Below are 25,305 nucleotides of genomic sequence, written 5' to 3'. Positions count from 1 at the left end.
TCGCTACCTTGGGGCAGATAGCTACGACCGCTTAATATAATACCAACCGTGATAATAAATCCCTTTTGTTCCACTCGTTTTCTTCTGACAAGCAAAATGCTCGCCATTAGACAAGTAACCAGATACGTTGTCCAGTTTATCAGTTACAATTTTTAAGAGACCTGAAATTTGAGTCATGCTTCTGAGGCATTCCCGAAGCGTTGTAAATTCTGCGTTCATTGCTTGACCGGGTTCGCCACACCCTACGACCGATAAAACCGCTTACTGCACACAATATGGCATTTCTGCTTGATATGTTCATAACCGCTTCCGCACTCATTTGTTCGGCAAATGACATCAGCCCTCAAGATAGTCCTCATTATTTGGATTGTGGGCATCTGCCCAGTCATCCATATCCGCATCATTGTTCGGGTTGTTAATATCCGACCAAATATCCAGAGCTTCCTGGCTCATGCCATCGGTATTCGGCCCTTTCATTTTTTCCCCCTCTTATCGCCCCGATTTGGGTTAATCTGTTTCCCGCGATTCCCTTGTGCTTGATCATATTGACGATTTGTTCCGTCAGTACCCTTATTTCGATTCTGCTGGTTGGCGCGATTATCGCCGAGTTTAATCTTGGCCATCGTGTACTCCATCATTAGTTAGTGAGTTAGTGAAAACCTGCTAAACACCAGGCATATTGAACGCCCAGCGGGTAACCGATAGTTGAAATGTGCCAGAAATGCCATGGAAAAACAACCCTTATTTTTCAAACAATTTGCCTTTACCAGCACCGCTCAATACCGATAATGCTCGGCCTTGTAGGGACCGTCAATCGGCACGCCGATGTAGTCGGATTGTTGTTGGGTCAATTCGGTCAGGCGGGCACCGATTTTTGAAAGATGAAGTCTGGCAACCTCTTCGTCCAGGCGCTTGGGCAGCACATAAACCTGGTTGTCGTACTTTTCACTATATCGCCACAGTTCGATTTGAGCAAGAACCTGATTGGTAAAACTATTGGACATCACAAAGCTTGGATGACCGGTTGCACATCCCAGATTCACCAATCGCCCTTCGGCAAGCAAGGTTATGCGGTCGCCATTTGGCAGAATGATTTGATCGACCTGCGGCTTGATATTTTCCCATTCATATTTTTTCATCGAGGCAATATCGATCTCATTGTCAAAATGGCCGATGTTACAAACGATCGATTGGTTTTTCATTTGCACCATATGGTCATGGGTAATCACATTGAAGTTACCGGTTGCGGTAACAAAAATATCAACCTCGGAACACGCATCATCCATACGCACCACCCGAAAACCTTCCATTGCGGCCTGTAATGCACAAATCGGATCAATCTCGGAAACCCAAACCGTGGCGCCGAGGCCGCTCAATGATTGCGCACAACCCTTGCCCACATCGCCATAACCCAACACCATGACAATTTTGCCGGCAATCATCACATCGGTAGCGCGCTTGATGCCATCCACCAGCGATTCACGACAGCCATAGAGATTGTCAAACTTGGATTTAGTTACCGAGTTGTTGACGTTTATTGCCGGAAATGGCAACCCGCCCGCCGCCGCCATTTGATATAATCGGTGAACGCCAGTGGTGGTTTCTTCGGTAACGCCCTGAATGTTTGGCAGGCGAGCGCTATAAAAGGTTGCTTCATCCTGCAATTTAGCCTTAATGCTGTTGAATAACGCCACTTCCTCTTCGCTTGAAGGACTATCCAACACCGAAATATCCTTTTCAGCTTTGGCGCCCAGTATCAGCAACATCGTCGCATCACCACCATCATCCAGAATCATGTTGGGGCCACCGCCGTCAGGCCATGCCATAATTCGATGGGTGAAACTCCAGTATTCGTCCAGTGATTCTCCTTTGAACGCGAAAACCGGAATACCTTTGTCAGCCATTGCGGCTGCGGCATGATCCTGAGTAGAAAAAATATTACAAGATACCCAACGCACCTCAGCGCCAAGCGCTACCAATGATTCGATAAGCACTGCTGTTTGGATGGTCATGTGCAGCGAACCGGCGATGCGCGCACCTTTCAACGGCTGCTCTGCGGCATACTTTCCCCTGACCGACACCAGACCGGGCATTTCGGTTTCTGCGATTCCGATTTCTTTTCTCCCCCATTCAGCCAGACTTATATCGGCAACATGAAAATCTTGCGTCATATTTTCAGCGGGGTTTTCAGCGGCTTGTGTGGACATAATAAATTCCTAATAAATAATCGTTACAAAACAGGCACCAACAAAATTTTAATGGGCAAATCAAATATCTGCCGCCGCTTTCAATGCGTCTGCTTGGTCGGTTTTCTCCCAGGTGAATTCAGGCTCGGTACGGCCGAAGTGGCCATAGGCTGCGGTATTGCGATAAATTGGGCGCAACAGCGCCAGCTCTTGAACAATTGCTTTTGGACGCAGATCAAAATGCGCATTGATTAAGGCGCTAATTTTTGCGTCTTCAATTTTTCCAGTGCCAAAAGTATCAACCATGACAGAAACCGGCTGTGCCACACCGATTGCATAGGCAACTTGCACCTCGCATCGGTCCGCTAAACCTGCGGCAACAATATTTTTAGCGACATAGCGGGTGGCATAAGCGGCGGAGCGGTCTACCTTGGAGGGATCCTTGCCGGAAAATGCACCGCCACCGTGATGAGCCGAACCGCCGTAGGTGTCAACAATAATCTTACGCCCGGTCAATCCACAATCTCCTACCGGCCCGCCGATTACAAATCGGCCGGTTGGGTTGACCAGGAATCGCGTATCTTTAGTGACCATATCAACAGGCAGCACCGGTTTGATAATTTCCTCAATGACTGCTTCGGACAGTTTGTCATGGGCGATATCATCATCGTGCTGGGTGGATAACACCACGGCATCGATGGATACCGGGCGAATTCCTTCGTAGCGCACGGTAACCTGGGATTTTGCATCGGGGCGCAGCCACGGAAGCAGTCCGGCTTTTCGGACTTCGGCTTGCTTTGCAACCAGGCGATGGGCGTAGGTAATTGGAAACGGCATTAAAACATCGGTTTCGGTACAGGCATAACCGAACATCAATCCTTGATCTCCTGCGCCCTGGTCGAGATCAAGCCCTTCTCCTTCATTGACGCCTTGGGCAATATCAACAGATTGCTTGTCCAGTGATACCAGAACAGCGCAACTCTTGTAGTCAAAACCCATTTTGGACGAGTTGTAGCCAATTTCGCCAATTGTGCGTCGCGCTACTTCCTGAAAATCCACTACCGCCTTGCTGGTGATTTCTCCAGCAATTACCACCATGCCGGTAGTGATCATTGTTTCACAGGCAACGCGTGACTTCGGATCTTGTGTAAACAGCGCATCGAGCACGGCATCTGAAATTTGATCCGCAACCTTATCGGGGTGCCCTTCTGAAACGGATTCTGATGTAAACAAGAAAGATTTTGACATTATTTTTTAGCCTCAAACTAGTCATCGCTCAGAATCGAATTCGTGACTGAATCGAGCGGCATGAAATAGTGGATATTGGGTTTATTCAGTTCATCTCGCGAACTAATATAAAGATTTCTTTATATGTTTCAATGTTATCATATTTGCGCACTCATAACATAGCGGAGAAACCAAAAATTACGTAGGCCACCGATTTTTCTCACACTCTTTGGGTTAAAATACCGTTGCCCACTAATTTCGCCTCGTTTTGTCTGCAATTCTATGCACCAGAATCACAACAGCGCCCAAAATATCGCTCGGATTCTAACCGAAGCCTTGCCCTACATCCGTCGCTATCAGGGGAAAACCATCGTTATCAAGTATGGCGGCAATGCTATGGTGGACGAGGATTTGAAGAGAAGTTTTGCCCGCGACATAATCATGATGAAGCTGGTCGGCATGAACCCGGTAGTGGTTCACGGTGGCGGCCCTCAAATCAGCGAAGTGCTTGAAAAAATAGGCAAGGAATCAACCTTTGTCGATGGCCTGCGCGTAACCGACAGCGAAACCATGGATGTGGTGGAAATGGTATTGGGTGGATTGGTGAACAAGGAAATCGTTAATCTGATTAACTCTCTGGGCGGACGCGCTGTCGGTCTGACCGGCAAGGACGGCAATCTGATTCGTGCGCGCAAACTGAATGTCAAGAACAATGATCCGGTGCTGCAACGACCGGAAATAATCGACTATGGTCATGTTGGCGAAGTTGAATCCGTTGACCCTGGAATAGTACAACTACTGGAAACTCAGGCATTTATTCCTGTCATTGCACCCATTGGCGTGGGACATGATGGCCAGACCTATAACATCAACGCCGATCTGGTTGCCGGGAAATTGGCGATTACCCTGCATGCGGAGAAACTGATGTTATTGACCAATACTCCAGGAGTTTTGGACAAAAATGAGCAGTTGGTCACTGAACTGAAAGAGCATGAAATTCCTGATTTAATCGCAAACAAAACTATTGCGGACGGCATGATTCCTAAAGTCGAATGCGCGCTGGATGCGATTCAAAACGGGGTGAACTCGGCGCTTATTCTGGATGGCCGGGTCGAACATGCCTTATTGCTCGAGTTATTTACCGATTCTGGCATTGGCACTCAGATTGAGCCTCAGGGGCTCGGAAAGATAATTTAAATTTATCAATTCATATGTTGATTTAGGCATCAAAAGACTGGCTTCCAACCCTTCGATTTTTTTAATCGAGGCTTTAATTGCATATTCTGATTGGTCTATTCCTATCCAGTTTCTATTAAGCAAATGTGCGGATTTTAACGCCGTTCCAGAACCACAAAAACAGTCTAAAACGATACTTCCAGGATTAGAAGAAGTTTTAATTATCATATCCAGCATATCTTGGTTCTTTTCAGTTGGGTAAGCTGGATATTGAGGATCTTTGTATTCCCAAATGTCTTGGACTCTTTTCCCTTCTCGTTCATCGGCGAATATAATTTTTCTTGGGTTGTTAGTTTTTAACCATTCTATCAGGCCATCTCTATCCCATTGCTCTAATGTTTCCACATCTGTTCACCAATGCCTGCCCTGGGGTGGCATTTTCCCTTTGAATGGCTGATTGGATTTCCCGTTTTCTGTTTCACCCGGCGCATGAATTGGCACGGTTGTATATCTTCTGCCCCGCTTATTCTTTGGAAATAATTTTTCAAGATCTTTCTCAGTGTATGTTTCTTTAGGCTCATTCCAAATAGGCTTGGATGACTTAGAGTAAAATAAAATCAAGTCTTTTATATTTTCATATCCGGTTCGCTTGAAGTTTTTAGGGTTACATTTTATCCTTGTGATGTCATTCTTGAAATTTTCGATGCCAAGAACTTCGTCCATCATTATTTTTACATAGCGTCCAATCTTGTAATCAATATGCAAATAAATAGAACCTTGTTTAGATAACAAGTCTTTCAATAAAAGCAATCTTTCTCTTAAAAATTTAATAAATTCCTTGCCTGTGAGTTTATCGGAATAAGCAATATCGCCATGTCGGGAATTGCTTATGGTTGATGCCTTGCCATCCGTAATTGTAAAACGGCCATTCGTGGCAAAAGGAGGATCAATATAAACTAAATCAATCTTGCCTTTCAAGTTGCTATCATTAAGAAGATATTTAAGCCCTTTTATATTCTCGCCACGGATAATTATATTTTTCATTTTCCAACTCTTCATAACTGATACAAAAATTCCCTTAAAACCAATGAACTCATTGTATTATAGTCGTCTGGTTTTTCTGTAATGCTGCGATACATCTTGTTCCTGCCTTTGATGTATAAAACCTCGTCTAAAATGGCAATTGTTACTGCATTAACATCTGTTTTGACTGTGCTTATTGCGTCATTAAACTGTGCGTTTTGATGCTCGCCGAAGTCAGTTAAAAACTTTGCCTCCCCAATTACATATTTACCGTTAAACCTTGCAACAAAATCAAGTCCTTTTATCATGGTTGTAGTTTAAATGCTCCTTTGCAAATTCCATGCTTAGCTTTGTCCAATAATTCATTTATCCCTTGTTGCTAATTTTGACACCTGGCATTTAGTATAAAAAATGGGAATCATACACTTGACACCGGATAGACCGAGCCGGAGAGGGGTATGATTGCGGAGGCGGTCGAGGATTGGCGGGCTTGCAGGCTGGTCGCCAATTCATTGTATTCGCTTTGATTGGCGAGCAGGCGTCCGTCCAATCCCGCAATGTCGCCATCGGCGATGTTGCTTGATACTCCGGCGGCCTCATCGGACAAGGCAGGCAAATGGCATTCGGCATTTCGGCGCACTTGCCGCAGGGCGATGCTCAAGGTCCGCCTGCTTGTATCGCTCCCGCAGCGACGCCTTCATCGACAAGACCACTGGCTGTTTGGGGTCATAACACACAACATTGAAGTCGGCGTTTGGCACAAGCGCAAACCGCGCTTGATAGTGGAAAGGGACAACCCCCGCTCGCGCCAACGTCCCGCAAACCAGACACTCAAACACCCGGCCGTTGACGCTGGGATTGTTCTTGTATGCGTCTAGATAGCGACGACAGGCTTCTCCGATAAACCCGGATGGCGTGATGCAGTCGGTTATATTGTCCAGCAGGGCAGTGTGGCTCGCGCCGCTGTCTCCGCTGATGATGTCTCTAATTTCGCTCCGAATTCCTGGTTTATTCGATTGATTGCCAAGCGGCAGTGTTTAGTCTCCAACTCGATGCCGAGAGCAACGCGCCCATGCGCCATTGACGCAATCATCGTCGTACCGCTCCCGACAAATGGGTCTAGTGCAGTATCGCCGGGGAATGATGGCGGTTTTACCAGGCGGCGGGGCAATTCAAGCGGGAACGGCGCCTCGTGTCCGATGCGCTTGCCGCTCTCGCCGGGGAATGACCAGACGCCCCACGCCCAATCCTTAAACTCGTCCGCGCTGATGTCGCTTGCGCCTTGCCGCTACCGCTTCCATTCGTCTTTGCACAGGATGATGATTGTCTCAACTGGCGCGATAATGCGCGGAGCGCTGGCGGACTTCCAACTCCCCCAAGCTGCGCGGCGACTAATGTTGCCCTGGTTCCATATTACAGTGGCGTGGTATTTCCAGCCGGCGTTAATGGCGGCGACGGTGGTTCGGCGCTCAACGGCTGCTTGCCGTTGCGGTTCTTGTCCAACGACGCATTGACGCATAACCGGCCGGTCAAGCGCGTCCAATGGCAACGGTTCTCCAGCCGCTTCCCGGTGAACTTCAAGTATTCGGCCTAGGATTTCCCGTCATCCTCGCCGTTGCCATTATACGCCTTGCCGATATTGCAGGGCGGACTGGTAATCACCAAGTCGGCGCCGCCGATAACGGTCTGGCCTACGGCAGCAGGTCGCCTTTGACCCACCGATGGTTTTCACGCATAACCCCGTCGTGCCGCCTGCTGATTTGAGCTCGGCATTCAGTGACGGTTTCCTCATTCGATCAATTGCGGGTTCACTGGCGGTATCGGCAATCGCCCAACTGCGGACCGGTTTCCGCTCCTGCAAAACCTGCATTTCCGACATCCTTGACGGTCATATGATTGGATACGCAGGCTGTTGATCTGCATCGGGCGGGCGTCTGTGATGTAAGTGAATTGATTTCACCTCAGACTGCCCGATTTTTTATCCTCTTAATAGTCTCATTTGTGTCTGAGACCGGACAAATTACAAAATGCTTCATAGGCACTGTATCGCAGTACTGTATCGTTTTCTGTTTACAAGAGGTCGCCCTAAACCATAAGAAAATACAGCTTTTTCATGTTTTAGAGCTGTTCTCAAGGCTAACCTCTGACTTAGAGCATACTGGAGGTCTTATATTTCAGGGAAACTGCAAACCACCTGGAATCTCGGCTAAAATCGCCAGTTCAAAATATACATAAGCATTCATGTCCGATCTCAACTTGCCACGGGATTCTGAAAATCTTGAGGCGCCACCAAACTTACCGCCGGCAAAATTGCTGCTGGAATCAGCGTTATCGCTGGTTGGCGAAGATCTGGATGCAGTCAACAATACCATTCAGCAACGACTTCGATCAGACATTGCGCTGATCAATACCCTTGGGGCATATATTGTAAAAAGCGGTGGTAAAAGGCTACGCCCGTTGATTTTATTGCTGTGTGCCCGTTGCTGTGGATACCAAGGCAAAGATCATATTTTACTCGCTGCCGTCATTGAGTTTATTCATACCGCGACTCTACTGCATGACGACGTGGTAGATGCCTCGGCTACCCGAAGAGGACAACCCACCGTCAATGACGTATGGGGCAATCAGGCCAGCGTCCTGGTTGGGGATTTTTTGTATTCCCGCGCTTTCGAGATGATGGTTGAAACTGAAAATATGGATGTCATGCGCATTTTGGCCAACACCACAAATGCGATTGCTGAAGGCGAGGTCTTGCAACTGCTTAACGCCCATTCTCCAGATACATCGGAACAGCAGTATATGGATACTATTCATCGAAAAACCGCAAAATTATTCGAATCCGCCGCCTGGTTAGGCGGCATTATCGCCGGTGAGAACGCCGAAAGATGCAACGCCATGGCAAGTTACGGCATATATCTTGGAACCGCTTTTCAGTTGGTGGATGACATTCTGGATTACAACGCCGATAGCGCAGACCTCGGCAAGGATATTGGAGATGATCTGGCTGAAGGCAAACCGACATTGCCCTTGATTTACGCCCTGGAACACGGAAATACCCAACAAAAAGCAATTATTACCCAGGCTATCGAAAACGGCAAACGTGAAAAAATTTCCGCGATTCTGGAAATTGTGCAATCTACTGGGGCACTGGATTATGCGCTGACCCAGGCAAAAGACCAGGTTAAATTGGCAATATCCGCACTTTCGCCTCTAAACGACAATAAATATAAAGATGCACTGGCACAACTGGCAGAATTTTCAGTGATTAGAGGACACTAAATCACGCTTTGGCGGAACAATGCCGGCGGAATTCCGGTTCTGATAATTTCCCGGCCGAGCTATTTCCAAACATCGGTACTCAGATAACGTTCGCCGGTATCCGCCAAAATCGCCAGTATGGATTTCCCTTTATATTCGCCGCTTGCAGCCAGTTTGACCATTCCAGCTACCGCGGCGCCGCAGGATATTCCGCAGAAAACGCCTTCTTCCTGTGCCAGTGCAGTGGTCGTGGAATACGCTTCCTGCGTGGTGATCTGGATTATCTCCTCATAGGCATTGGTATCGAGAATATCAGGAATAAATCCTGGAGCGGTCCCCATGATTTTATGTTTACAGGCAATGCCCTGGCTCAAAATTGGGGAATCAGCCGGCTCGGTGGCAATGATCTTGAGGCGCGGATGCCTCTGCCTGAGATATTTCGATAACCCTGATATGGTGCCGCCGGTGCCAGTGGTGCAGACAATAGCCGACAACGTGTTACCGAAATCATCCCAAATTTCATCCGCGGTTTTTTTATGGGACCTGGTGTTAGAGGGGTTGTAATGCTGGCCAACGAAAAAATAGCCATGCTCCGCGGCCAACCGTTTTGCTTCTTCGATAGCGCCTACAGTACCTTGCTCCGCTGGCGTGAGCACTACCTCTCCTCCGTAAGCCTTTAATATAAGCTTGCGCTCTTCACTCATATCTTCCGCCATGACAAATACTGAGCGATAGCCCTTGACCGCCGCGACCATGGCCAGGCCAATTCCGGTGTTGCCGGATGTGGGCTCGATAATGGTGTCCCCGGATTTTAATTTACCCTCAACTTCGGCATCTTCAATCATTTTCAGCGCAGGGCGGTCTTTCACCGAGCCGCCTGGATTAAAACTTTCAAGCTTCACCCATAACTCGGCCCCGCTGTCCACGCCCAGACGGTTTAATTTGACAACCGGGGTCTGACCGATTGTTTCGAGGATATTCTGGTATTTCATAATGGATTTCCGCAAGACCTGAAAAACAAGATTATCATACCGTCTGATGAATATGTTGAGCCATGCGTAAACCGCCATGCACAGACCTGGCTCCAATACGCCTTGCATCCACGACGGGCTGGAGGAGCGAATTGCATCCCTTATCAAGTCTTTCTATTTTCTTTACGCTGCCCTGTGAGTTTTTAGGACTGTATTTATTCGAGTTTGACAACCCTTCCCCCCGCTTTTGATCTGCATCGGGCGGCGGCTCCGGTGATTTAAGTGAATGGATTTCACCTCAGACTGCCCGATTTTTTTATCCTCATACAGTCTCATAGGTGTCTGAGCCCGGACATATCGAAACTTATCGCCAATCTGAGGATGGTTAATTAAAAGCATCCTTTTTGAGCTACGTTGCCGAATATTCCGGGCCAGCGGCGACCTAAACAAATATAGCCATAACCAAATATAGCGCGCGGATAATCGGCTAACGCAATAATTTATCCACGTTCTGCCTGGCTCTTTCAAGGTCTGCTTCAGTATCTATTCCCGCTCCCGGCGCTTCCACCGCATCAACGCAACAAATTTTATCGCCATGCCACAGCCCACGGAGTTGTTCGAGTTTTTCCAGATTTTCTAATTCACAACTTTGCCTGGACGCGAATATCCGTATGTATCCTGCGCTATAGGCGTAAATCCCAAGATGCCGTCGGGCATAATGCTGTGCATGGTGCGCGAGATCTAAAGAATTTTCGCCACGCACCCAGGGAATAGCAGCTCGGCTAAAATAAATGGCGTAGCCGCTTTTATTAGTGACCACTTTAACCACCGACGAGTCGGTCAACTGGGACACATTATCTAAGGGGGCACAAGCGGTTGCCATAGCCGCATCGGCATCATTAGCCAACGCTTGTGCGACCTGGTCAATCAACGCAGCGGGCATGTCGGGCTCATCGCCTTGCACATTGACGACCATGGCATGGTCTTTTAAGCCAAGCGCTGTGGCTGCTTCGGCAATACGATCACTGCCTGACCGATGATCCGGAGAAGTCATCACGACTTCGCCGCCAAAGCCAGTCACTGCATCAGCAATACGATCATCATCAGTCGCAACAATGACGCTTTCAGCGGCACTTTGATTACACCTTTCGAGCACATGCTGGAGCATGGGTTTTCCGCCGATATCGAGCAGCGGTTTGCCGGGAAGTCTGCTCGATGCATAGCGCGCAGGGATGATGATATGAAAGCCCGCCATTACCGATAACCTTTGCTGATAAGCGCTTCGATTCGCTGATAGAGATCTTCATCGACGCGGAGTTTAGCGGGTACAACCCAAATATTTTTTGCAACCGACATGCCGCGGCATTTTACCCCATCTTTTTCGGTCATCAGCACCTCGCGGTTATCGGCGAAAGCCAAATCATTCTCGGTAAATTTATGGTGGTCGGGGAAAACTTGGGGGGTGATGTCAATGCCCGCATTTTCAAGTTGGGAAAAAAATCGAATCGGATTACCGATGCCGGCCACCGCATGTACCGGGTAGTTTGAAAATTCCGACAATTTTCGACGGCGTTTATCCATAAGATTATAAGCCTCCTGCAACTCCATGCCCATGCAATAGACCGGGCAACAGCAAGGTATGCCGCGCAGCAATTCTCCGGTTGATGGGCCGTTGATTACCACAATATCTGCGCGCTTGAGCGCGGATTTTGGCTCACGCAATGGGCCCGCAGGTAAACACCAGCCATTTCCGAATCCGTACTGACCATCAACTACCGCGATATCAATGGTGCGCTTTAGTGCAAAATGCTGGTAGCCATCATCGCTTATCAAGATATCGCAATTGCCGTTGCAATTCATGTCATCAATCAAATAATATCCGTTTCGCACTCGGTCTGGACCTGTGACTACTGGAACATCGCACTGCTCAAAAATCAATTGTGGCTCGTCACCAACAAGTTCCGCGGATGTGGTTTGATCCACTGCTCTTGGCCAAAACGCCGACTTACCGCCATAGCCACGGGAGATTACCCCCGGTTTAAAGCCTTTTTCCTTAAGATGATTGACCAGTGCAATCACCAGCGGAGATTTACCGCTTCCGCCTACGCTGATGCTGCCGACAATGATTACCGGCATGGGAAGCGTACTGGATTTGAATATTCCGGCCCGATAGCATTGGTGCCGTAACCTTGCCAACAACATATAACACCACGAGATTGGCACCAGCAAATAGTTCAATAACCGGGGTCGCCGCCACCCCTGTTGTAGTTTATCCCACATTGCGCGACATTCTATTGCGCTAATTTAATTGCCGGCGAGTCAATTTCGGTTGAGGTCTGCTGGGGTTATTGGTATTTTTATCGGGCATCAATCAAGTCATAAACACGAGTGCAACGCCGATTATACATGCCTGACTGGTGGCCTGACTGGTCGCATTCGGTTATACCGAGGTCGCGATATGACCCACGTTGCTTTATCATCCCATCATACTTGCAGATTCCCTCAAAGCAAATTACAATAATTTCATGTCACAACGAGCAAAAAAAAGAGGCGGTCGACGTGGCCGACAGAAAGTCGAAAAAAACGCGGCACCGACAATAACACCGTTCATCACGCGCGAGATTCCTGAGTATGAATTACTCGGAGAGGAAGGGCTATCGTTAATCGAAAAAAATGCAGACACCATACTGCGGGAAATCGGCATCGATTTTAGATATGAACCCGCCTTAAAGCTTTTCAAGGAAGCCGGCGCGGATATAGATGGCCAGCGGGTTCGGTTTCCTGCTGGCATGTGCCGAAAAATCATTCAGGATTCCGCGCCGGCAATCTTTGAGCAAAAAGCGCGCAATCGTGATCGGAATGTCACCATCGGCGGTAAAAATACCGTGTTTGCACCGGTTTATGGCCCTCCATTTATCCGCGATCTGGATAGTGGGAGACGCTACGCCTTGATTGAAGATTTTCGCAACTTTGTGAAATTGACCTATATGCTGCCGACGCTGCACCACTCGGGCGGGACCGTTTGTGAACCTACCGACCTGCCGGTAAACAAACGTCACTTTGACATGGTGTACAGCCACATCAAGTACAGTGATAAACCGTTCATGGGCTCGGTTACCCAACCAGAGCGCGCGCAGGACACCGTAGATATGTGCAAAATATTATTTGGTGAAGCGTTTGTCGATGACCATACCGTGGTGGTCAATCTGATCAATGCAAATTCACCGATGACCTTCGATGAAACCATGCTGGGCGCATCCGAGGTCTATGCCAGAAATAATCAAGCCAGCATCATCTCCCCATTTATACTGGCTGGTGCGATGTCGCCAGTCACCGCAGCCGGCATCATGGCGCAAATCCTGGCAGAGGCGATGGCGGGAATGGCATTCACCCAACTGGTCCGCCCCGGCTCTCCGGTTATATTCGGAACCTTTGCAAGTTCCATCTCAATGCAATCCGGCGCGCCGACATTTGGCACACCAGAACCTTCCTTGGTGCTTAACGGATGTGCTTCTATGGCGCGCCGCCTGGGTGTGCCGTTTCGGAGTGGTGGTTCACTGTGCGGCTCAAAAGTTCCCGATGCCCAAGCCGCCTACGAAAGCGCAAACACCCTTTTACCGACGGTCACTGCCGGGGTGAATTTCGTGCTGCATGCTGCAGGATGGCTTGAAGGCGGATTGGCTTCGAGTTATGAAAAACTGGTGATGGACGCCGATCAGCTGGGCATGATGCAGGTCTTTGCACAGGGCGTTGACCTGTCGGAAAATGCCCAGGCGTTAAGCGCTATTCGGGAAGTCGGGCCGGGCACTCATTTTCTCGGCTGCGAGCACACTCAAAACAATTTCAAGACCGCTTTTTATCGTTCCAATATCGCCGACAACAACAGTTTTGAGCAATGGCAATCCGAAGGCTCAATGGACGCGGTCATGCGCGCAAACAAGTTATGGAAACAAATGCTGAATGATTACGTCGCCCCGGAACTTGACCCTGCGATTGACGAGGCGTTGTTGGAATTTATCGAAAAGCGCAAGAACTCATTCGAGGATTCAAATTTTTAGCGTGCTAATAAAACATGAATTCCGAATTACGACATAGAGTAGAAAGCGGGACTTTAGTCACCGTTGTTGGCACAATCCTTATCGGGCAACTAATTACTCGTCCTATTTGCAAGGATCAAAAATCGGTGACCTATCAATTTAAGGGGACAACAAACCACGAGATAAGTCTGTCCATCTTGTCAGTTTCTCACTTTATCATATAGCGTTTCAGGTGCGACATCTGCGCCATTCGACCATGCTATCGTTCCTCCTTCTATCATCGCTTGCTTAAAAAATGCCTTATTTCCTAAAGGCGAGAATATGTGTCCTTTTTCGATATACTCAGAGAAGTCAATATCGCCCGACACCCCATTGTCGAATGTAATACGGTAGATATACTCGCCTTTATATTCTATTTTCGTCACATCATTCATATTCCACATAACACTTTCCCCAAGCCAACAGATTAGTTCAACGGTTCGATTTTTCTAATTTCCTTGCTCTCCCTTGCAAGCTGCCAATTTTCTTCAAGTTCAGGTATGTGAAGGTCAATCCATTCTCGCACAAGCTTGGTTGCTGTTCTTGATGATAGATTTCCTTTGATTGCATTTCCCTGGAAATCAAATACTGCCTTGTTTCCAGAATATTCCGCATGGAAATGCGGTGGATTATGTTCATCATAAAACATTCTGGTGGTGAGTATCCAAGTTTTCCCGTCAAAGTATCCATAAGAAAGGTATGTCGTGATGCGAGACCGGACGTGAATATCGAGAATCGAGGTTTATTTGCTTCGATGGATTCTAACCCGACGACTTCCAGCGCCCCCCAAGTCGATCCTCTGTCAGAGCCTTTGAGCAACTGATGCACTCGACCAGTGAATCGATCAAGACGAAACGTCCACTTAGCGGCGAGTTCAGATTGCACGATTTCGTATCTAGCATCAAGAGGCGTCGTTGTCGATTGATGCAGGTTATTGGATTCGGCATAGACAAAAAGGGGCACGATGGCCAAAACTACGATTAGTTGAATATATTTCATGGTCTCCAACGACATGGCCCAAACTCAGCGGTGGCGTAGCCGTCTTCAGGAGTGTTTTGTTAGAATTACTTACCATCTGGTTGATTCTTTTATAACGTTTCCTTGATTATCCATAACGCCGATTGTTGTCCCTTCTGTTTTCTCTAGTGCTTTTGACACTGCTTCTTGATTGGTGCCGGCAATGTAGACAGGCTTTTTATGCCCCTGCAATTGTCTAGGCGCATCGCTAACGGTCTCATGAGTCTCAACCTCAACAGCAATATCTCTTGTTTGAATATCAGCACCTTTTCCTTTGTTATATCCAGCATGAAATTTGCTTGCAATTCGATTTGCAGTGGTTTTATGTGATTTGCTTTCAGACATTTGTCTCTCCTAAGGGTAATCATCGTCAACATACCTGTCACTGGCACAATTTTATAATGTGTTCTATCGGTTTTTGAAATTGTGGCCGCTTGGTAATTCAATGCCACATCTGCTTATGCTACAAATAAAGTCATATCATCAATCGCAGATTCAACTCGTAAGTGCAACTCATTATTCGGAATAAAAGGCAATCTCGAAAACAGTTTCCAGCATCAATCATATTGGAAAAGACTGGATGAGCGCATAGAATATCGGTTTGAATGATTGTAGAATAACCTGATGCATACCATCGTAATCCCCCCCCTCTTTGAACGACCTGATAAAGGAACTTGATCAACACGAAACTGACATTAGTTTCGGGCAAGACATTGATGTTGCTCACAAGGAAATATTCTCATCAGGAAACAGCGCCGAATCTACCAAACAGTCATTCCTAAAATGGATTTCCAGATATCAGCCTTGTCTTTTCGGCAGGCTCGGCGCAAAAGGGCAACGAGGAGTTGCTTATGATCTTTGCTGGCTTACTACCGACGATATTGAGCAAGGGGACCACCATTTAATCAGTAAAATTCAACAGGCTCGTCGGGCTTGGAAAGATCGTGCTTATTCAGGACTTACTAGTGGTTTTCTTATAATGTTTTGTGATTTGCGCCTAGCGCGTGCGAAACCTGGCGAAAAACTTCTTGATGTTTGCCAGAAACTCTCCGAGCTATATATTATTGAACACGCTGCGCTCGAACGCGATACCATTTATACAGAAGCTATACCGTTGGAGAACGATGGAAAACTCGGCATATTCAAGGCTGGTATCAATGTCTTCTACCCTTCCGCACACCGTACCCTGAACCATGATCGACGTGTGCCTGGAGGAATACTTATTTCAGTGAACTCGCCGGGACATTTAGCAAATTCATTTGTAAAGCGCGGTATAGCACCTTCTCTAACTCAGGCAGTAGAGCAAATATTTCAACTTGCCATGCATTCTATTGGAAATGGCGGCATTGGGTATAAAACAACTGGAAGTTGTAGTTGGCACAATATTGAAACTGATAAAAAAACTTTGGGGAATCGGCGCCCGATTGCTCATCGCCCTTCCCACATACCAGAAAATTACTCTAACCGGGTTTATTCAGCGGTATATCATACGGATGTGCTTTTACCGACAGAGGTTACTGTTACAGCAAATCTAGATTCCGATACCAGTAAGGCCGAAGTTTGGCAGTGGTTGGTAATTGATTACATTTCTGAAGAATATGTACGGTCAGATCATGTGAACTATGCCTTGTTCCACCCGCATCCGGTTGTAGAGGAAGCGCGTTATCATAATCCATGGCCGCCTCGCCGTGCGCGGAATCCCCCCTTGTTTGACTATTAAGGCGACCAGGATGCTGTTAATGAGGATGCCTGCAACCTTTTCGCCGGGGGCTGTTTTAGCGATCCTGGCAGCACTGTGCTGGGGTATTGCGACGGTGATGTCAAAGAGTCTGCTTGATTCGTTCTCACCGGTTTTTCTGTTGGTCGTGCAGCTTATTGCCAGTGTGGTGTTGCTTTGGGCTTTTATTCTGATACGACAGTGTTCCGTAGCACGGCCGACTTTGACAACGCCGGCGCTTGCGGATGTTGCAAAATTCGCATCGCTTGGTTTGCTTGAACCCGGGCTTGCCTATCTTCTTTCGTTAACCGGTCTGGCAGAGACAGACGCGAGCAGCGCTACGCTTATTCAGGCTACCGAGGCAATCATGATTATCATCGTTTCGGCGTTGCTATTTCGAGAGAGACCCACCATTCAATTTATATTGTGGTCGGTTATGGCAGTAGGCGGTCTGTTCATCGCGCTTGGTGTATTTTCTGGCAACGATGGCGATAGCCGTAGTTTTGTCGGCGATGCCCTCATTTTCGCAGGCACGATGGCGGCTGCCCTATACGTTGTATTGTCCAGTCGATTTGCGACCAGAATCGATCCAGTATATATCGTCGCCTGGCAACAAACCGTGGCACTTGGCTTTGCATTGTTGCTGCTTCCAGTTGAATGGTCACTGCATCCAGAAATTCAGGCGACAGCAATAGCAACAATACCGCTCGGTATTTGGTTGTTGGCTGCTATATCGGGCATTGTGCAGTACGCCTTGGCTTTTTCTCTGTACATCTCCGCACTCAGGACGATAAGCGCAAATTATGCCGGCAGTTTTTTGAATTTGATCCCCTTGTTTGGTCTTGCTGGCGCCTTTGTGTTCCTTCACGAAAAGTTGTCCTTGTTACAGCTTACCGGTGCCGCGATTACCGTTATTGCGGTTACCTATATCAATTTGAGGGAGCAACAACATGGCGTGGAATAAACCTGTTGATCCGGTCGGTGGATTCCACGAGAACTGCGGCAGCTAACGGCGTTTTCGGCGGCGCGCTCGGCCGCCATTTTTATCGTCGTTGCCGACTTGCGAAGGCGCGGGAAGGTCAACCACTTTTTTTAGATTGACGAAGTTATCTGTTTTGTGGGGAATGGCAAGGGCATCAACAAAATAATCCTGGAATTTGGGCTCAACCGCGGTTTCAACCTTCTGAATGCGTTTTACCACGCCTTCTATTTCATGCCGAGCGGCGGTGTCGAGCAGAGCAATCGTAGCGCCGGCACCCGCCGCATTGCCGGCCGAAGTGACGTGTTCCAATTTACAGTCCGGAATCATGCCCAGCACCATCGCGTACTTGACATCAATGTGCGCGCCAAAGGCGCCCGCTAATCGAATCCTGTCAACCGCATCTATATTCAGCTTATCCATCAACAATCGGGATCCCGCATACAATGCGGCTTTGGCAAGTTGGATGGCGCGAACATCGTTTTGGGTGATCACCACTTTTACCTTGCCTTCATCATAAAGGTTGTAACTCCAGGTTTTTTTATCAGCGACTACCCTGGCGGATCTAGCCGCGAGTGAACCGTCGATGACGCCATCGGTTTTAATCAATCCGGCAAGAAACATTTCGGCAATGACCTCGATGATGCCCGACCCGCATATTCCAGTGACACCGATTTTTTCGATCTCCTGTTTGAACCCCGATTCATCCGACCATAGCGCGCTGCCGATCACCCTGAATTTAGGCTCGAGTGATTCATTGTCTATTCGCACTCGCTCAATAGCGCCCGGCGCCGCTCGCTGGCCGCCGCTGATTTGCGCGCCCTCGAATGCCGGGCCGGTGGGGCTGGAGGCGGCGACCATCTTTTTGTTGTTACCCAGAACGATCTCGGCATTAGTGCCGACATCAACCAATAATGTCAGTTCGTCTCTCTCATAAGGTGCTTCGGACAACGTCGCAGCCGCGGCATCAGCACCCACATGCCCGGCGATACAGGGCAAAATATAAGCCCTCGCGCCCGGGTTCATGCCAAAATCATGACCCAAATTCAAATCGCTGGCTTTGATATTCAACGCCTGGTCCGTGGCCAATGCAAATGGCGCGCCGCCCAATTCCACCGGGCTAATCCCAAGCAAAAGATGATGCATGACCGGATTGCCAACCAGCGTCATATCCAACACATCGTTGATATCGATGTCCATTTCTTCGACCAGCTCTTTTATTAACCCGTGAAGCGCTTCCTGGATTGCGCGAGTCATGTCCGTTTCGCCGCCAGGATTCATCATCACGTAGGAAACCCGACTCATCAAGTCTTCGCCAAACCGAATTTGCGGATTCATTCTTCCAGCCGAATTTATCGCTTGACCGCTAATCAGATCACACAGATGGGCCGCAATCGTAGTCGAGCCGACATCAATTGCGACGCCATAGATTTTATTTTTTATTCCCGGCCAAATTGCGATGGCCTGTTTTTCATTGTGAATGGCGAGGGTTGCTTTCCAGTCACCTTCCCGCAATATCGACTGCAATGATCCGAGCAAATGGAAATCAATGTCTATGCCGGTTAATCCCCAGTCAAATTCCAGAGCATCCAGCAGACGTTGCGAATCACCGCTGGGGTCGTGCATGTTGGGTTGCGGGACTTCGACGTAATGCAGCCGAACGGCAGGGTTCAAGGTGATGTTATGCACATCCAGCCGCTTGCGAACCACTTGACGGTGCGCCTGGCTTTCCGGCGGTACATCAATGACCACATCGCCGAACAATTTTGCCTGGCAGCCCAGGCGACGAGTGACAACTGTCCCCTCGGGGAAAAATTCCTGCTCGCTGGCACTCAGCGGCGACAAATGGTCGGGGTTGGAATGAATTTTAAACTTGGCAAACTCGCCGACGCTGTGATCAATCTGACAACGATCACAAATCCCTCGTCCACCGCAAACCGTATCGAGATCGACGCCGAGCTGTTGTGCCGCTTCCAGGACAGACTTTCCGACAGTAATCGCCCCTCGCTTTCCAGACGGGGTGAACACCACCTGGACAGTATTGTCTTGATCGCTCATTTCAAAACCGGAAGGTCGTGATAGTCACTCTTACCTTCGACAAAGATATTGCGGGTTGTCGCAAGGCAGGTCGGTTTGTCCAGTGTCCCCGCAGTAATGCTGATAGTTTGAGCCCCTTTTCTCTGCCAAAACAAACTGCTGCCACAACGATTGCAAAAGCCACGTTTCGCCACATCCGAAGATGCATACCAACTTAAGGTCGCATCATTGACTAATTCAAACTGACTGAGGTCCGCTTCGGTCGCTGCAAAATGATGGCCCGAGGTTTTTTGACACTGGGTGCAAAAGCAATTGGTAACGTCTCGCAGTTCACCGACCGTCTTATACCGAACACCTTCACATAAACAACCACCGGTTCTAACTCGATCGACTTCGGCCATTGTTCAGATCGCTGTTCGGGTGTTGCGTGCGAAAGGATTTACGCCCGACGACGGCGTCTGTTTACGCGCGCTCCGCCGGCGCTCGCATTTTCATCGATCGGTTGCCGATATTTTTTCAACCACTTGGCGCAGTTATTATCATGGCCCATAACCACATCCGCGCTCATTACCCCTTGCATGACTTCCTCGTGCAGCGGATTGGTTATCGCACAAGTCATGCCGGCGCCGATAGCCATGCTCAAGAAATGCCCGTCCATGCCCTTTCGATTAGGGATGCCAAAACTAAAATTCGATGCGCCACAGGTGGTGTTCACTTTCAATTCTTCACGCAACCGCCTGACCAGATGCAAAACCTGCCGGCCTGCACTATTAACCGCCCCGACCGGCATCACCAATGGATCGACAACAATATCGCTATAATGAATACCGTGATCGGCCGCCCGCTCGATAATCTTCTTGGCAACATCAAACCGATCATCGGGGTTTTCTGAAATGCCCGCTTCGTCATTTGAGATAGCCACAACCGCACAGTTGTACTTTTTCACCAACGGCAATACCGCTTCCAAACGCTCGTCTTCCCCGGTCACCGAATTGAGCAATGGCTTGCCCTGATACACTTCCAGCCCGGCTTCCAGCGCCGCAACAATTGATGAATCAATGGACAGCGGCACATCGGTAATCGATTGCACCAGTTGAATCGCTTGTGCAAGAATCCCCGGCTCATCCGCTAATGGAATTCCCGCATTGACATCAAGCATCTTTGCCCCGGCCGCTACTTGTGCAAGCGCATCGCTCTCGACTCGACTGTAATCACCATTTTTCATTTCCTCCGCCAAAATCTTGCGGCCAGTTGGATTTATTCTTTCGCCGATAATCACGAACGGTTGTTCATGCCCGATTTTTAATTCTTTTGTTGCTGAACTGATAACTGTATCTGTCATACTGCTACTCTATAAGAATGATGAATGTCGGCATTAAGATCGTCAAATATTGCCGGTTTTGCACTATCTCAATAACGCTTGAATATATCAGGGCTCAGGCTTGAGATGCGGTTTCGGGCTCATTGCCTTGATTGCGAATGAGCGCCATGAGCCGGTCTTTGTCATAATCTGCTTCCAGTCTAGCGGCTGCGGCTTGCGCTTCAGTACGTAAATCATCTCCGCAATTTACACTAGCCCTGCTCCATTGTTCGAGATACGCATCCGAGCCGATCAATCCAGCACGCATCGCCGCGCGGTCAATGGCATCGGCAAAACGTTCGTTTAATACAATTTTTTCAGATTGACGACGTTCTTTGGCCATCACCTGAGCCGGGATGTCGCGCCAATAAACGGTTATCAGTTTCGCCATTGCAAGTCCTTAAAATAAGTCCTCAAATTTGCTGAGGCATTAAGACATTCTAATGCCGGACACTGCCAATTTGCACCGACAAGGCAGCTTCAAAGTGTTGATCACGGGTCAAAACTCGCTGGTATTCCAGTTCCAGATAATTGGCCGCGTTGCGGGCTTTTTTATCAATTTCCATATCATCGAGTTGTGCCAGATAGACCAGCTTCTTGTAATTGTTGAAAAATTGATCTTTTAGTTGAGGGAATCGATCCAGCGCCAGGCCCTTGATAATCAGGCGGTCGAAATGCGTGACCAAAAAATCAGTCAGATAGAAGGTGCCTAATTCGGCCTCGTGCAGCGCCTTGAATTTCTTTGCGCCAGAAAACATCTCGTAGCAATGCGCTCCGGGCAATCGCTCAATACCGTACTGTTGCAAAACCGCATCCAGCAGTCCGCCCGTGCCGCAGTCCGAATAAGCGACAAAAATACTGTGATATTTGTGCCGGTTTTGTTCGATCTTGTTTCGCACCGCCTCGGGGATTTTCTGAGGATGGTTGTGCAATTCGGCAGGCAGGCATTGGATGTCCATATGCCGCCACTGGTTGAGCGCTTTTACGCGCACCAGATCGTGCGCCAATGCACCACAGGCAATCACTAAAACCGACTGCGCCAAAACCTGCTGAGGGTTGGAGGACATCGCTGGATGTGCCTGCGGTGATTCTGGCAGTTGAAAACGGGGCCGCTTCAATCGAATTAAATCAGGCGGCGCGTTTTTCCGCCATCTTCGCCTGAGCGGTTTCCACCGCCACGGCCGCATCCCGGCAATAGGCGTCAGCGCCGATAGCCGTGCTGAATTCCTCGTTCAGCGGTGCGCCGCCAACCAGGACGATATAGTCGTCGCGCATGCCTTTTTCGACCAGAGTGTCGATGACCACTTTCATATAAGGCATAGTCGTGGTTAATAATGCCGACATACCGATAATATCGGGCTTATGCTGTTCGATGGCTTCAAGATAATTTTCAACCGGATTATCGATACCGAGATTGATGACTTCAAAACCCGCGCCTTCCATCATCATTGCCACCAGGTTTTTACCGATGTCATGAATATCGCCTTTCACCGTGCCGATGATCATTTTACCGATCGGTTCGGCACCGGTTTCCGCCAACAACGGGCGGAGGATTTCCATGCCGCCCTTCATTGCATTAGCCGACATTAAAACTTCGGGCACAAATAAAATGCCGTCACGAAAATCAATGCCGACAATACGCATGCCCTCCACCAATGCGTCGTCAAGGACTTTCGACGCGGTCCAGCCGCGTTCCAGCAAGATAGTGGTGCCTTCTACAATTTCGTCGCGCAACCCGTCGTAAAGATCATCGTGCATTTGTTCGACCAGCTCGTCATTGGGCAACGAGGATAAATCCAGATCGTCGTCGTATTCATCTACCATGGTAAAATCTCGCTAAAGAAAGATGCCTATTCTAGGGTGATTTTTTCTCGGAAGTAGGTTCTACCTGCGACAAAAATTCACTAATTTATTACGTTTAGGTGTAAAAACCGTGGCTAATTCTATTTACTTCTAACGCCAACCGATCAGATGAATGGTATATTGGCATCGTGGCTATTCGCAATCCGAATAGTCATAAAATTGGGTTTGCTGTTAATATTGCTTCAGCGCCATTGATTATTCATAGGCGTATTCGGGGCTGCCATAATAACGAAAAACCGACAACTTTGTTTCTGAAAATTTTAGTTTTGTACGCTTTGGATTATATCGTATAGTTTTCCTTTGCCGGATTTTAATTCTGCCTTGCTCAAACCCTGAACTTCGTGTGGAAACACCAACCATTTGTCAGTGGTATGCAAATAATAATCGGGTTCTCGGTCGGTTTTATTATTACCGGGCTTGAACCACGGTGTGGCTACTTTTATTTGGGATGGGGTGTTACGCCGGGTTCTTTCGCTAAGTTGCTCAATGACTGCCTGGATACTTCGCCCGGAGTCATAAACATCATCAACGATCAACAATGCATTTTCAGCGTTTAGATTTTTGGTCAAATATCCCAAACCATGCACTCGCACCTCGTTGCCGGAAGCGGATATTCCGGTGTAAAGCGAGGTTCGCACACTGATATGGTCGGTAGGGACACCAAAATATTCCAGCATTTCCTGTATTGCTATGCCCACCGGTGACCCGCCACGCCAAATCCCGACTATAAAATCCGGCCGAAATTCACTTTCCAAAATTTCCACACCAAGTTGGTACGAGTCTTCTAGAAGTTGCTGTGCGTTGATATAGTGTTTTTCAGTCATTGCTATTGCCAATTATTTGCCATTACGTCCATGTAAATAACCGATGTTGTATGATGATGCATAATACTGAAAAGGAATGGTACCCGGAGCCGGACTTGAACCGGCACGATGTTGCCATCGAGGGATTTTAAGTCCCTTGCGTCTACCAAATTCCGCCACCCGGGCAAACGACGCCTGCTTAGTTATATGACCTGGAGGCTGAGCCCGGAATCGAACCGAGGTCAACGGCTTTGCAGGCCGCTGCATAACCACTCTGCCACTCAGCCCCTGACCAGAAAATCCTGTATGGAGCGGGAAACGAGACTCGAACTCGCGACCCCAACCTTGGCAAGGTTGTGCTCTACCAACTGAGCTATTCCCGCATATCCGACATACCGCCATAGTGAACTTCATGGGGTGTTGATTCTATTCAAGCATAGGGTGGTGTCAATAGCAAAGTCCAAAATTTCCCTACCGCTTGAGCCTGCGGCGCATTAAACGGAAGCCAAATTGTTAGGAAACATTGTTCAACTGATATTGGATTAGGTATGCTTTGCTAAAGGGCGGCCTTCCCCACTGAATAGGAAACCCTAACATTCAAAAATAGTCTGAAGCGAAAACCTGACTCACAAAATCCTTATCACGGCATTTTTCAAGCAGTTCCCAGTTATTTTTCGCTCCGGGTATTTTACGTATAGATATGCTCTTTTGTTTTATCTGCTCAATATAAAGCGTAGGAACAAAGTAAAAATTGATTTCCTTATCCCCATTGGAGCGGGTAGATCTCACGCCAACCACCACATCAGAAGTTTTTGTGTTTTGAGTATACGATTTAACACCGGACTTATATTCTCTATCCACGCCTCCGCGCGTTCCCCCAGTAAAACGCACGGACCCACTCGGACTAATCGTTTTAACTTGCACCCTAATAATATCGGCATGTTGCGTACTATAGACAGGTTGCGCAAGTTCCACAACAATATCGTAAGTGGAATGAGGTAAATCAACCCGTGAAGCATTGTAGCCACGTTCAATTACGTAGCAAGCAGGCGATGTTCGCAGACAATTTCTGTAGCAGTATCCGCCATATCAACCGACTCGACAGATAAATCTACACAGCACATACCAAACACGCCATGTCTATCAAATTTTAGCAACCAAAAATTTATGCATTGTCCTAACACGGACGATTCAAGATCGGTCGTGTCGCTATCCATGAACGTGTCTAATACCTAATCGTTTTGTTGTGAATAACGCTGTATCAACCAACGCGGCAATTCAGGGAAAAACTTAGACTGTGGGTGCTGGATATTTATGAATATTGTGGGTGAATGATTTTTGGTCCTTGCTAATAAACAAGAACTTGCTACCGTCGTGTACATCTAAATCAACCGGAATATCGCCAACTATTTTGATGGTTTCATGCTTTGTCTTGCGTTTTGTTGCATGCTTTATCAGCGTCGAATCTACAACATCTTTTGATGCTGTCTCAGCAAAAGCCGGGGCTGGTATATTTACGAGGTTATCAAGTGTTGACATGTGATTGGGTTTATGGGGAATGAAAAATTTGGTACCGTACGTGGGGGCAGTGTTGTCCATAAACCACGATATG

At 48.1% G+C, this 25,305-nt stretch carries 28 protein-coding genes, 3 tRNA genes and 2 pseudogenes; 6 read left to right on the top strand and 27 right to left on the bottom strand.

Going from position 1 to position 25,305, the window contains the following annotated elements; genetic code table 11:
- Positions 1-336 precede the first annotated feature (336 nt).
- From ACPXXB_RS03040 to metK, 3 genes are all read right to left on the bottom strand, one after another.
- Positions 337-477, bottom strand: a complete 141-nt coding sequence (locus tag ACPXXB_RS03040) for a hypothetical protein (RefSeq protein WP_423909171.1) — start codon at positions 475-477, stop codon at positions 337-339.
- A 299-nt stretch (positions 478-776) separates the two neighbouring features.
- Positions 777-2,207 carry an adenosylhomocysteinase gene (ahcY, locus tag ACPXXB_RS03035; protein WP_423909168.1) on the bottom strand — a complete coding sequence of 477 codons (1,431 nt, stop codon included), beginning with the start codon at positions 2,205-2,207 and terminating at the stop codon, positions 777-779.
- Between the two features lie 60 nt (positions 2,208-2,267).
- Positions 2,268-3,434 carry a methionine adenosyltransferase gene (gene metK, locus ACPXXB_RS03030; RefSeq protein ID WP_423909166.1) on the bottom strand — a complete coding sequence of 389 codons (1,167 nt, stop codon included), beginning with the start codon at positions 3,432-3,434 and terminating at the stop codon, positions 2,268-2,270.
- 261 nt (positions 3,435-3,695) lie between these two features.
- Here metK and argB point away from each other — a divergent pair, with 261 nt between their 5' ends.
- Positions 3,696-4,610, top strand: a complete 915-nt coding sequence (gene argB, locus ACPXXB_RS03025; protein ID WP_423909163.1) for an acetylglutamate kinase — start codon at positions 3,696-3,698, stop codon at positions 4,608-4,610.
- Here the strand turns inward: argB and ACPXXB_RS03020 are convergent.
- From ACPXXB_RS03020 to ACPXXB_RS03005, 4 genes and pseudogenes are all read right to left on the bottom strand, one after another.
- Positions 4,548-5,633 (bottom strand): annotated as a pseudogene (locus ACPXXB_RS03020) (DNA methyltransferase). The gene argB and the pseudogene ACPXXB_RS03020 sit on opposite strands and share 63 nt — an antisense overlap.
- Positions 5,634-5,644: 11 nt before the next feature.
- Positions 5,645-5,951: pseudogene (locus ACPXXB_RS03015) on the bottom strand (restriction endonuclease); the annotation flags it as partial.
- A gap of 79 nt (positions 5,952-6,030) precedes the next feature.
- Positions 6,031-6,273, bottom strand: a complete 243-nt coding sequence (locus ACPXXB_RS03010) for a hypothetical protein (RefSeq protein ID WP_423909161.1) — start codon at positions 6,271-6,273, stop codon at positions 6,031-6,033.
- Positions 6,274-6,540: 267 nt separating this feature from the next.
- The gene (locus ACPXXB_RS03005) at positions 6,541-6,882 is read right to left on the bottom strand and encodes a DNA methyltransferase (RefSeq protein ID WP_423910908.1); all 342 of its coding nucleotides are present in this window, start codon (positions 6,880-6,882) and stop codon (positions 6,541-6,543) included.
- Between the two features lie 12 nt (positions 6,883-6,894).
- On the opposite strand from ACPXXB_RS03005, the gene ACPXXB_RS03000 reads away from it, so the two are divergent.
- Positions 6,895-7,206, top strand: a complete 312-nt coding sequence (locus ACPXXB_RS03000; RefSeq protein ID WP_423909158.1) for a hypothetical protein — start codon at positions 6,895-6,897, stop codon at positions 7,204-7,206.
- On the opposite strand, the gene ACPXXB_RS02995 is transcribed toward ACPXXB_RS03000, so the two are convergent.
- Positions 7,203-7,331, bottom strand: a complete 129-nt coding sequence (locus ACPXXB_RS02995) for a hypothetical protein (protein WP_423909155.1) — start codon at positions 7,329-7,331, stop codon at positions 7,203-7,205. The two genes, ACPXXB_RS03000 and ACPXXB_RS02995, sit on opposite strands and share 4 nt — an antisense overlap.
- A 522-nt stretch (positions 7,332-7,853) precedes the next feature.
- On the opposite strand from ACPXXB_RS02995, the gene ACPXXB_RS02990 reads away from it, so the two are divergent.
- The gene (locus ACPXXB_RS02990; RefSeq protein WP_423909152.1) at positions 7,854-8,891 is read left to right on the top strand and encodes a polyprenyl synthetase family protein; all 1,038 of its coding nucleotides are present in this window, start codon (positions 7,854-7,856) and stop codon (positions 8,889-8,891) included.
- A gap of 59 nt (positions 8,892-8,950) precedes the next feature.
- Here the strand turns inward: ACPXXB_RS02990 and cysK are convergent, their stop codons facing one another.
- The 3 genes from cysK to lpxK all read right to left on the bottom strand — a co-directional run bounded on the left by cysK (position 8,951) and on the right by lpxK (position 12,121).
- The gene (gene cysK / locus ACPXXB_RS02985; RefSeq protein WP_423909150.1) at positions 8,951-9,862 is read right to left on the bottom strand and encodes a cysteine synthase A; all 912 of its coding nucleotides are present in this window, start codon (positions 9,860-9,862) and stop codon (positions 8,951-8,953) included.
- A 466-nt stretch (positions 9,863-10,328) separates the two neighbouring features.
- Positions 10,329-11,096 (bottom strand): 3-deoxy-manno-octulosonate cytidylyltransferase, encoded by a 768-nt coding sequence (gene kdsB, locus ACPXXB_RS02980; RefSeq protein WP_423909148.1) that lies wholly within the window; start codon positions 11,094-11,096, stop codon positions 10,329-10,331.
- Positions 11,096-12,121 carry a tetraacyldisaccharide 4'-kinase gene (lpxK, locus tag ACPXXB_RS02975; RefSeq protein ID WP_423909145.1) on the bottom strand — a complete coding sequence of 342 codons (1,026 nt, stop codon included), beginning with the start codon at positions 12,119-12,121 and terminating at the stop codon, positions 11,096-11,098. The genes kdsB and lpxK overlap by 1 nt, the downstream gene beginning before the upstream one ends.
- Before the next feature lie 245 nt (positions 12,122-12,366).
- Here lpxK and ACPXXB_RS02970 point away from each other — a divergent pair, with 245 nt between their 5' ends.
- Positions 12,367-13,899 (top strand): trimethylamine methyltransferase family protein, encoded by a 1,533-nt coding sequence (locus tag ACPXXB_RS02970; protein WP_423909143.1) that lies wholly within the window; start codon positions 12,367-12,369, stop codon positions 13,897-13,899.
- Positions 13,900-14,078: 179 nt separating this feature from the next.
- Here ACPXXB_RS02970 and ACPXXB_RS02965 read toward each other — a convergent pair whose 3' ends face one another.
- The 3 genes from ACPXXB_RS02965 to ACPXXB_RS02955 form a co-directional block, all read right to left on the bottom strand.
- On the bottom strand, positions 14,079-14,312 hold the full coding sequence (locus ACPXXB_RS02965; protein WP_423909140.1) for a DUF2442 domain-containing protein: 234 nt from the start codon (positions 14,310-14,312) through the stop codon (positions 14,079-14,081).
- Positions 14,313-14,344: 32 nt separating this feature from the next.
- Entirely contained in the window at positions 14,345-14,566 is a 222-nt protein-coding gene (locus ACPXXB_RS02960) for a DUF4160 domain-containing protein (protein WP_423909137.1), read from the bottom strand.
- 419 nt (positions 14,567-14,985) lie between these two features.
- The gene (locus ACPXXB_RS02955) at positions 14,986-15,279 is read right to left on the bottom strand and encodes a hypothetical protein (protein ID WP_423909134.1); all 294 of its coding nucleotides are present in this window, start codon (positions 15,277-15,279) and stop codon (positions 14,986-14,988) included.
- 307 nt (positions 15,280-15,586) lie between these two features.
- Between ACPXXB_RS02955 and ACPXXB_RS02950 the strand changes: the two genes are divergently transcribed.
- Positions 15,587-16,654 carry a hypothetical protein gene (locus ACPXXB_RS02950; RefSeq protein WP_423909131.1) on the top strand — a complete coding sequence of 356 codons (1,068 nt, stop codon included), beginning with the start codon at positions 15,587-15,589 and terminating at the stop codon, positions 16,652-16,654.
- Between the two features lie 10 nt (positions 16,655-16,664).
- Positions 16,665-17,615, top strand: coding sequence for a DMT family transporter (locus tag ACPXXB_RS02945; RefSeq protein WP_423909128.1), 951 nt, complete (start codon positions 16,665-16,667; stop codon positions 17,613-17,615).
- 42 nt (positions 17,616-17,657) lie between these two features.
- Here the strand turns inward: ACPXXB_RS02945 and ACPXXB_RS02940 are convergent, their stop codons facing one another.
- The 13 genes from ACPXXB_RS02940 to ACPXXB_RS02880 all read right to left on the bottom strand — a co-directional run bounded on the left by ACPXXB_RS02940 (position 17,658) and on the right by ACPXXB_RS02880 (position 25,232).
- The gene (locus ACPXXB_RS02940; protein WP_423909125.1) at positions 17,658-19,688 is read right to left on the bottom strand and encodes an ASKHA domain-containing protein; all 2,031 of its coding nucleotides are present in this window, start codon (positions 19,686-19,688) and stop codon (positions 17,658-17,660) included.
- Positions 19,685-20,068, bottom strand: a complete 384-nt coding sequence (locus ACPXXB_RS02935; protein WP_423909123.1) for a GFA family protein — start codon at positions 20,066-20,068, stop codon at positions 19,685-19,687. The genes ACPXXB_RS02940 and ACPXXB_RS02935 overlap by 4 nt, the downstream gene beginning before the upstream one ends.
- A gap of 38 nt (positions 20,069-20,106) precedes the next feature.
- Positions 20,107-21,009 (bottom strand): dihydropteroate synthase, encoded by a 903-nt coding sequence (locus ACPXXB_RS02930; RefSeq protein WP_423909120.1) that lies wholly within the window; start codon positions 21,007-21,009, stop codon positions 20,107-20,109.
- Positions 21,010-21,103: 94 nt separating this feature from the next.
- A complete protein-coding gene (locus ACPXXB_RS02925; RefSeq protein ID WP_423909117.1) occupies positions 21,104-21,418 on the bottom strand; it encodes a virulence factor in 315 nt (104 codons plus the stop codon).
- A gap of 49 nt (positions 21,419-21,467) precedes the next feature.
- On the bottom strand, positions 21,468-22,094 hold the full coding sequence (locus ACPXXB_RS02920; RefSeq protein WP_423909114.1) for a DUF1638 domain-containing protein: 627 nt from the start codon (positions 22,092-22,094) through the stop codon (positions 21,468-21,470).
- 61 nt (positions 22,095-22,155) lie between these two features.
- Entirely contained in the window at positions 22,156-22,851 is a 696-nt protein-coding gene (locus ACPXXB_RS02915) for a corrinoid protein (protein ID WP_423909112.1), read from the bottom strand.
- A 299-nt stretch (positions 22,852-23,150) separates the two neighbouring features.
- Positions 23,151-23,714: a phosphoribosyltransferase gene (locus ACPXXB_RS02910; protein WP_423909109.1), complete on the bottom strand. Its 564-nt coding sequence runs from the start codon at positions 23,712-23,714 to the stop codon at positions 23,151-23,153.
- 77 nt (positions 23,715-23,791) lie between these two features.
- Positions 23,792-23,879 (bottom strand) — tRNA-Leu (locus tag ACPXXB_RS02905).
- Positions 23,880-23,906: 27 nt separating this feature from the next.
- Positions 23,907-23,980: transfer RNA gene (locus ACPXXB_RS02900), tRNA-Cys, on the bottom strand.
- Between the two features lie 20 nt (positions 23,981-24,000).
- Positions 24,001-24,076, bottom strand: a tRNA-Gly gene (locus ACPXXB_RS02895).
- Positions 24,077-24,290: 214 nt separating this feature from the next.
- On the bottom strand, positions 24,291-24,668 hold the full coding sequence (locus ACPXXB_RS02890; RefSeq protein ID WP_423909106.1) for a hypothetical protein: 378 nt from the start codon (positions 24,666-24,668) through the stop codon (positions 24,291-24,293).
- A gap of 59 nt (positions 24,669-24,727) precedes the next feature.
- Entirely contained in the window at positions 24,728-24,910 is a 183-nt protein-coding gene (locus tag ACPXXB_RS02885; RefSeq protein ID WP_423909104.1) for a hypothetical protein, read from the bottom strand.
- A gap of 73 nt (positions 24,911-24,983) precedes the next feature.
- The gene (locus ACPXXB_RS02880; RefSeq protein WP_423909101.1) at positions 24,984-25,232 is read right to left on the bottom strand and encodes a hypothetical protein; all 249 of its coding nucleotides are present in this window, start codon (positions 25,230-25,232) and stop codon (positions 24,984-24,986) included.
- Positions 25,233-25,305: the final 73 nt, after the last annotated feature.

This window comes from Candidatus Spongiihabitans sp., assembly GCF_965237845.1.
Lineage (GTDB): Bacteria > Pseudomonadota > Gammaproteobacteria > Arenicellales > Poriferihabitantaceae > Spongiihabitans.
The sequence above is the reverse complement of the archived record's forward strand: the minus strand, read 5'-3'. Positions and strand labels throughout refer to the sequence as shown.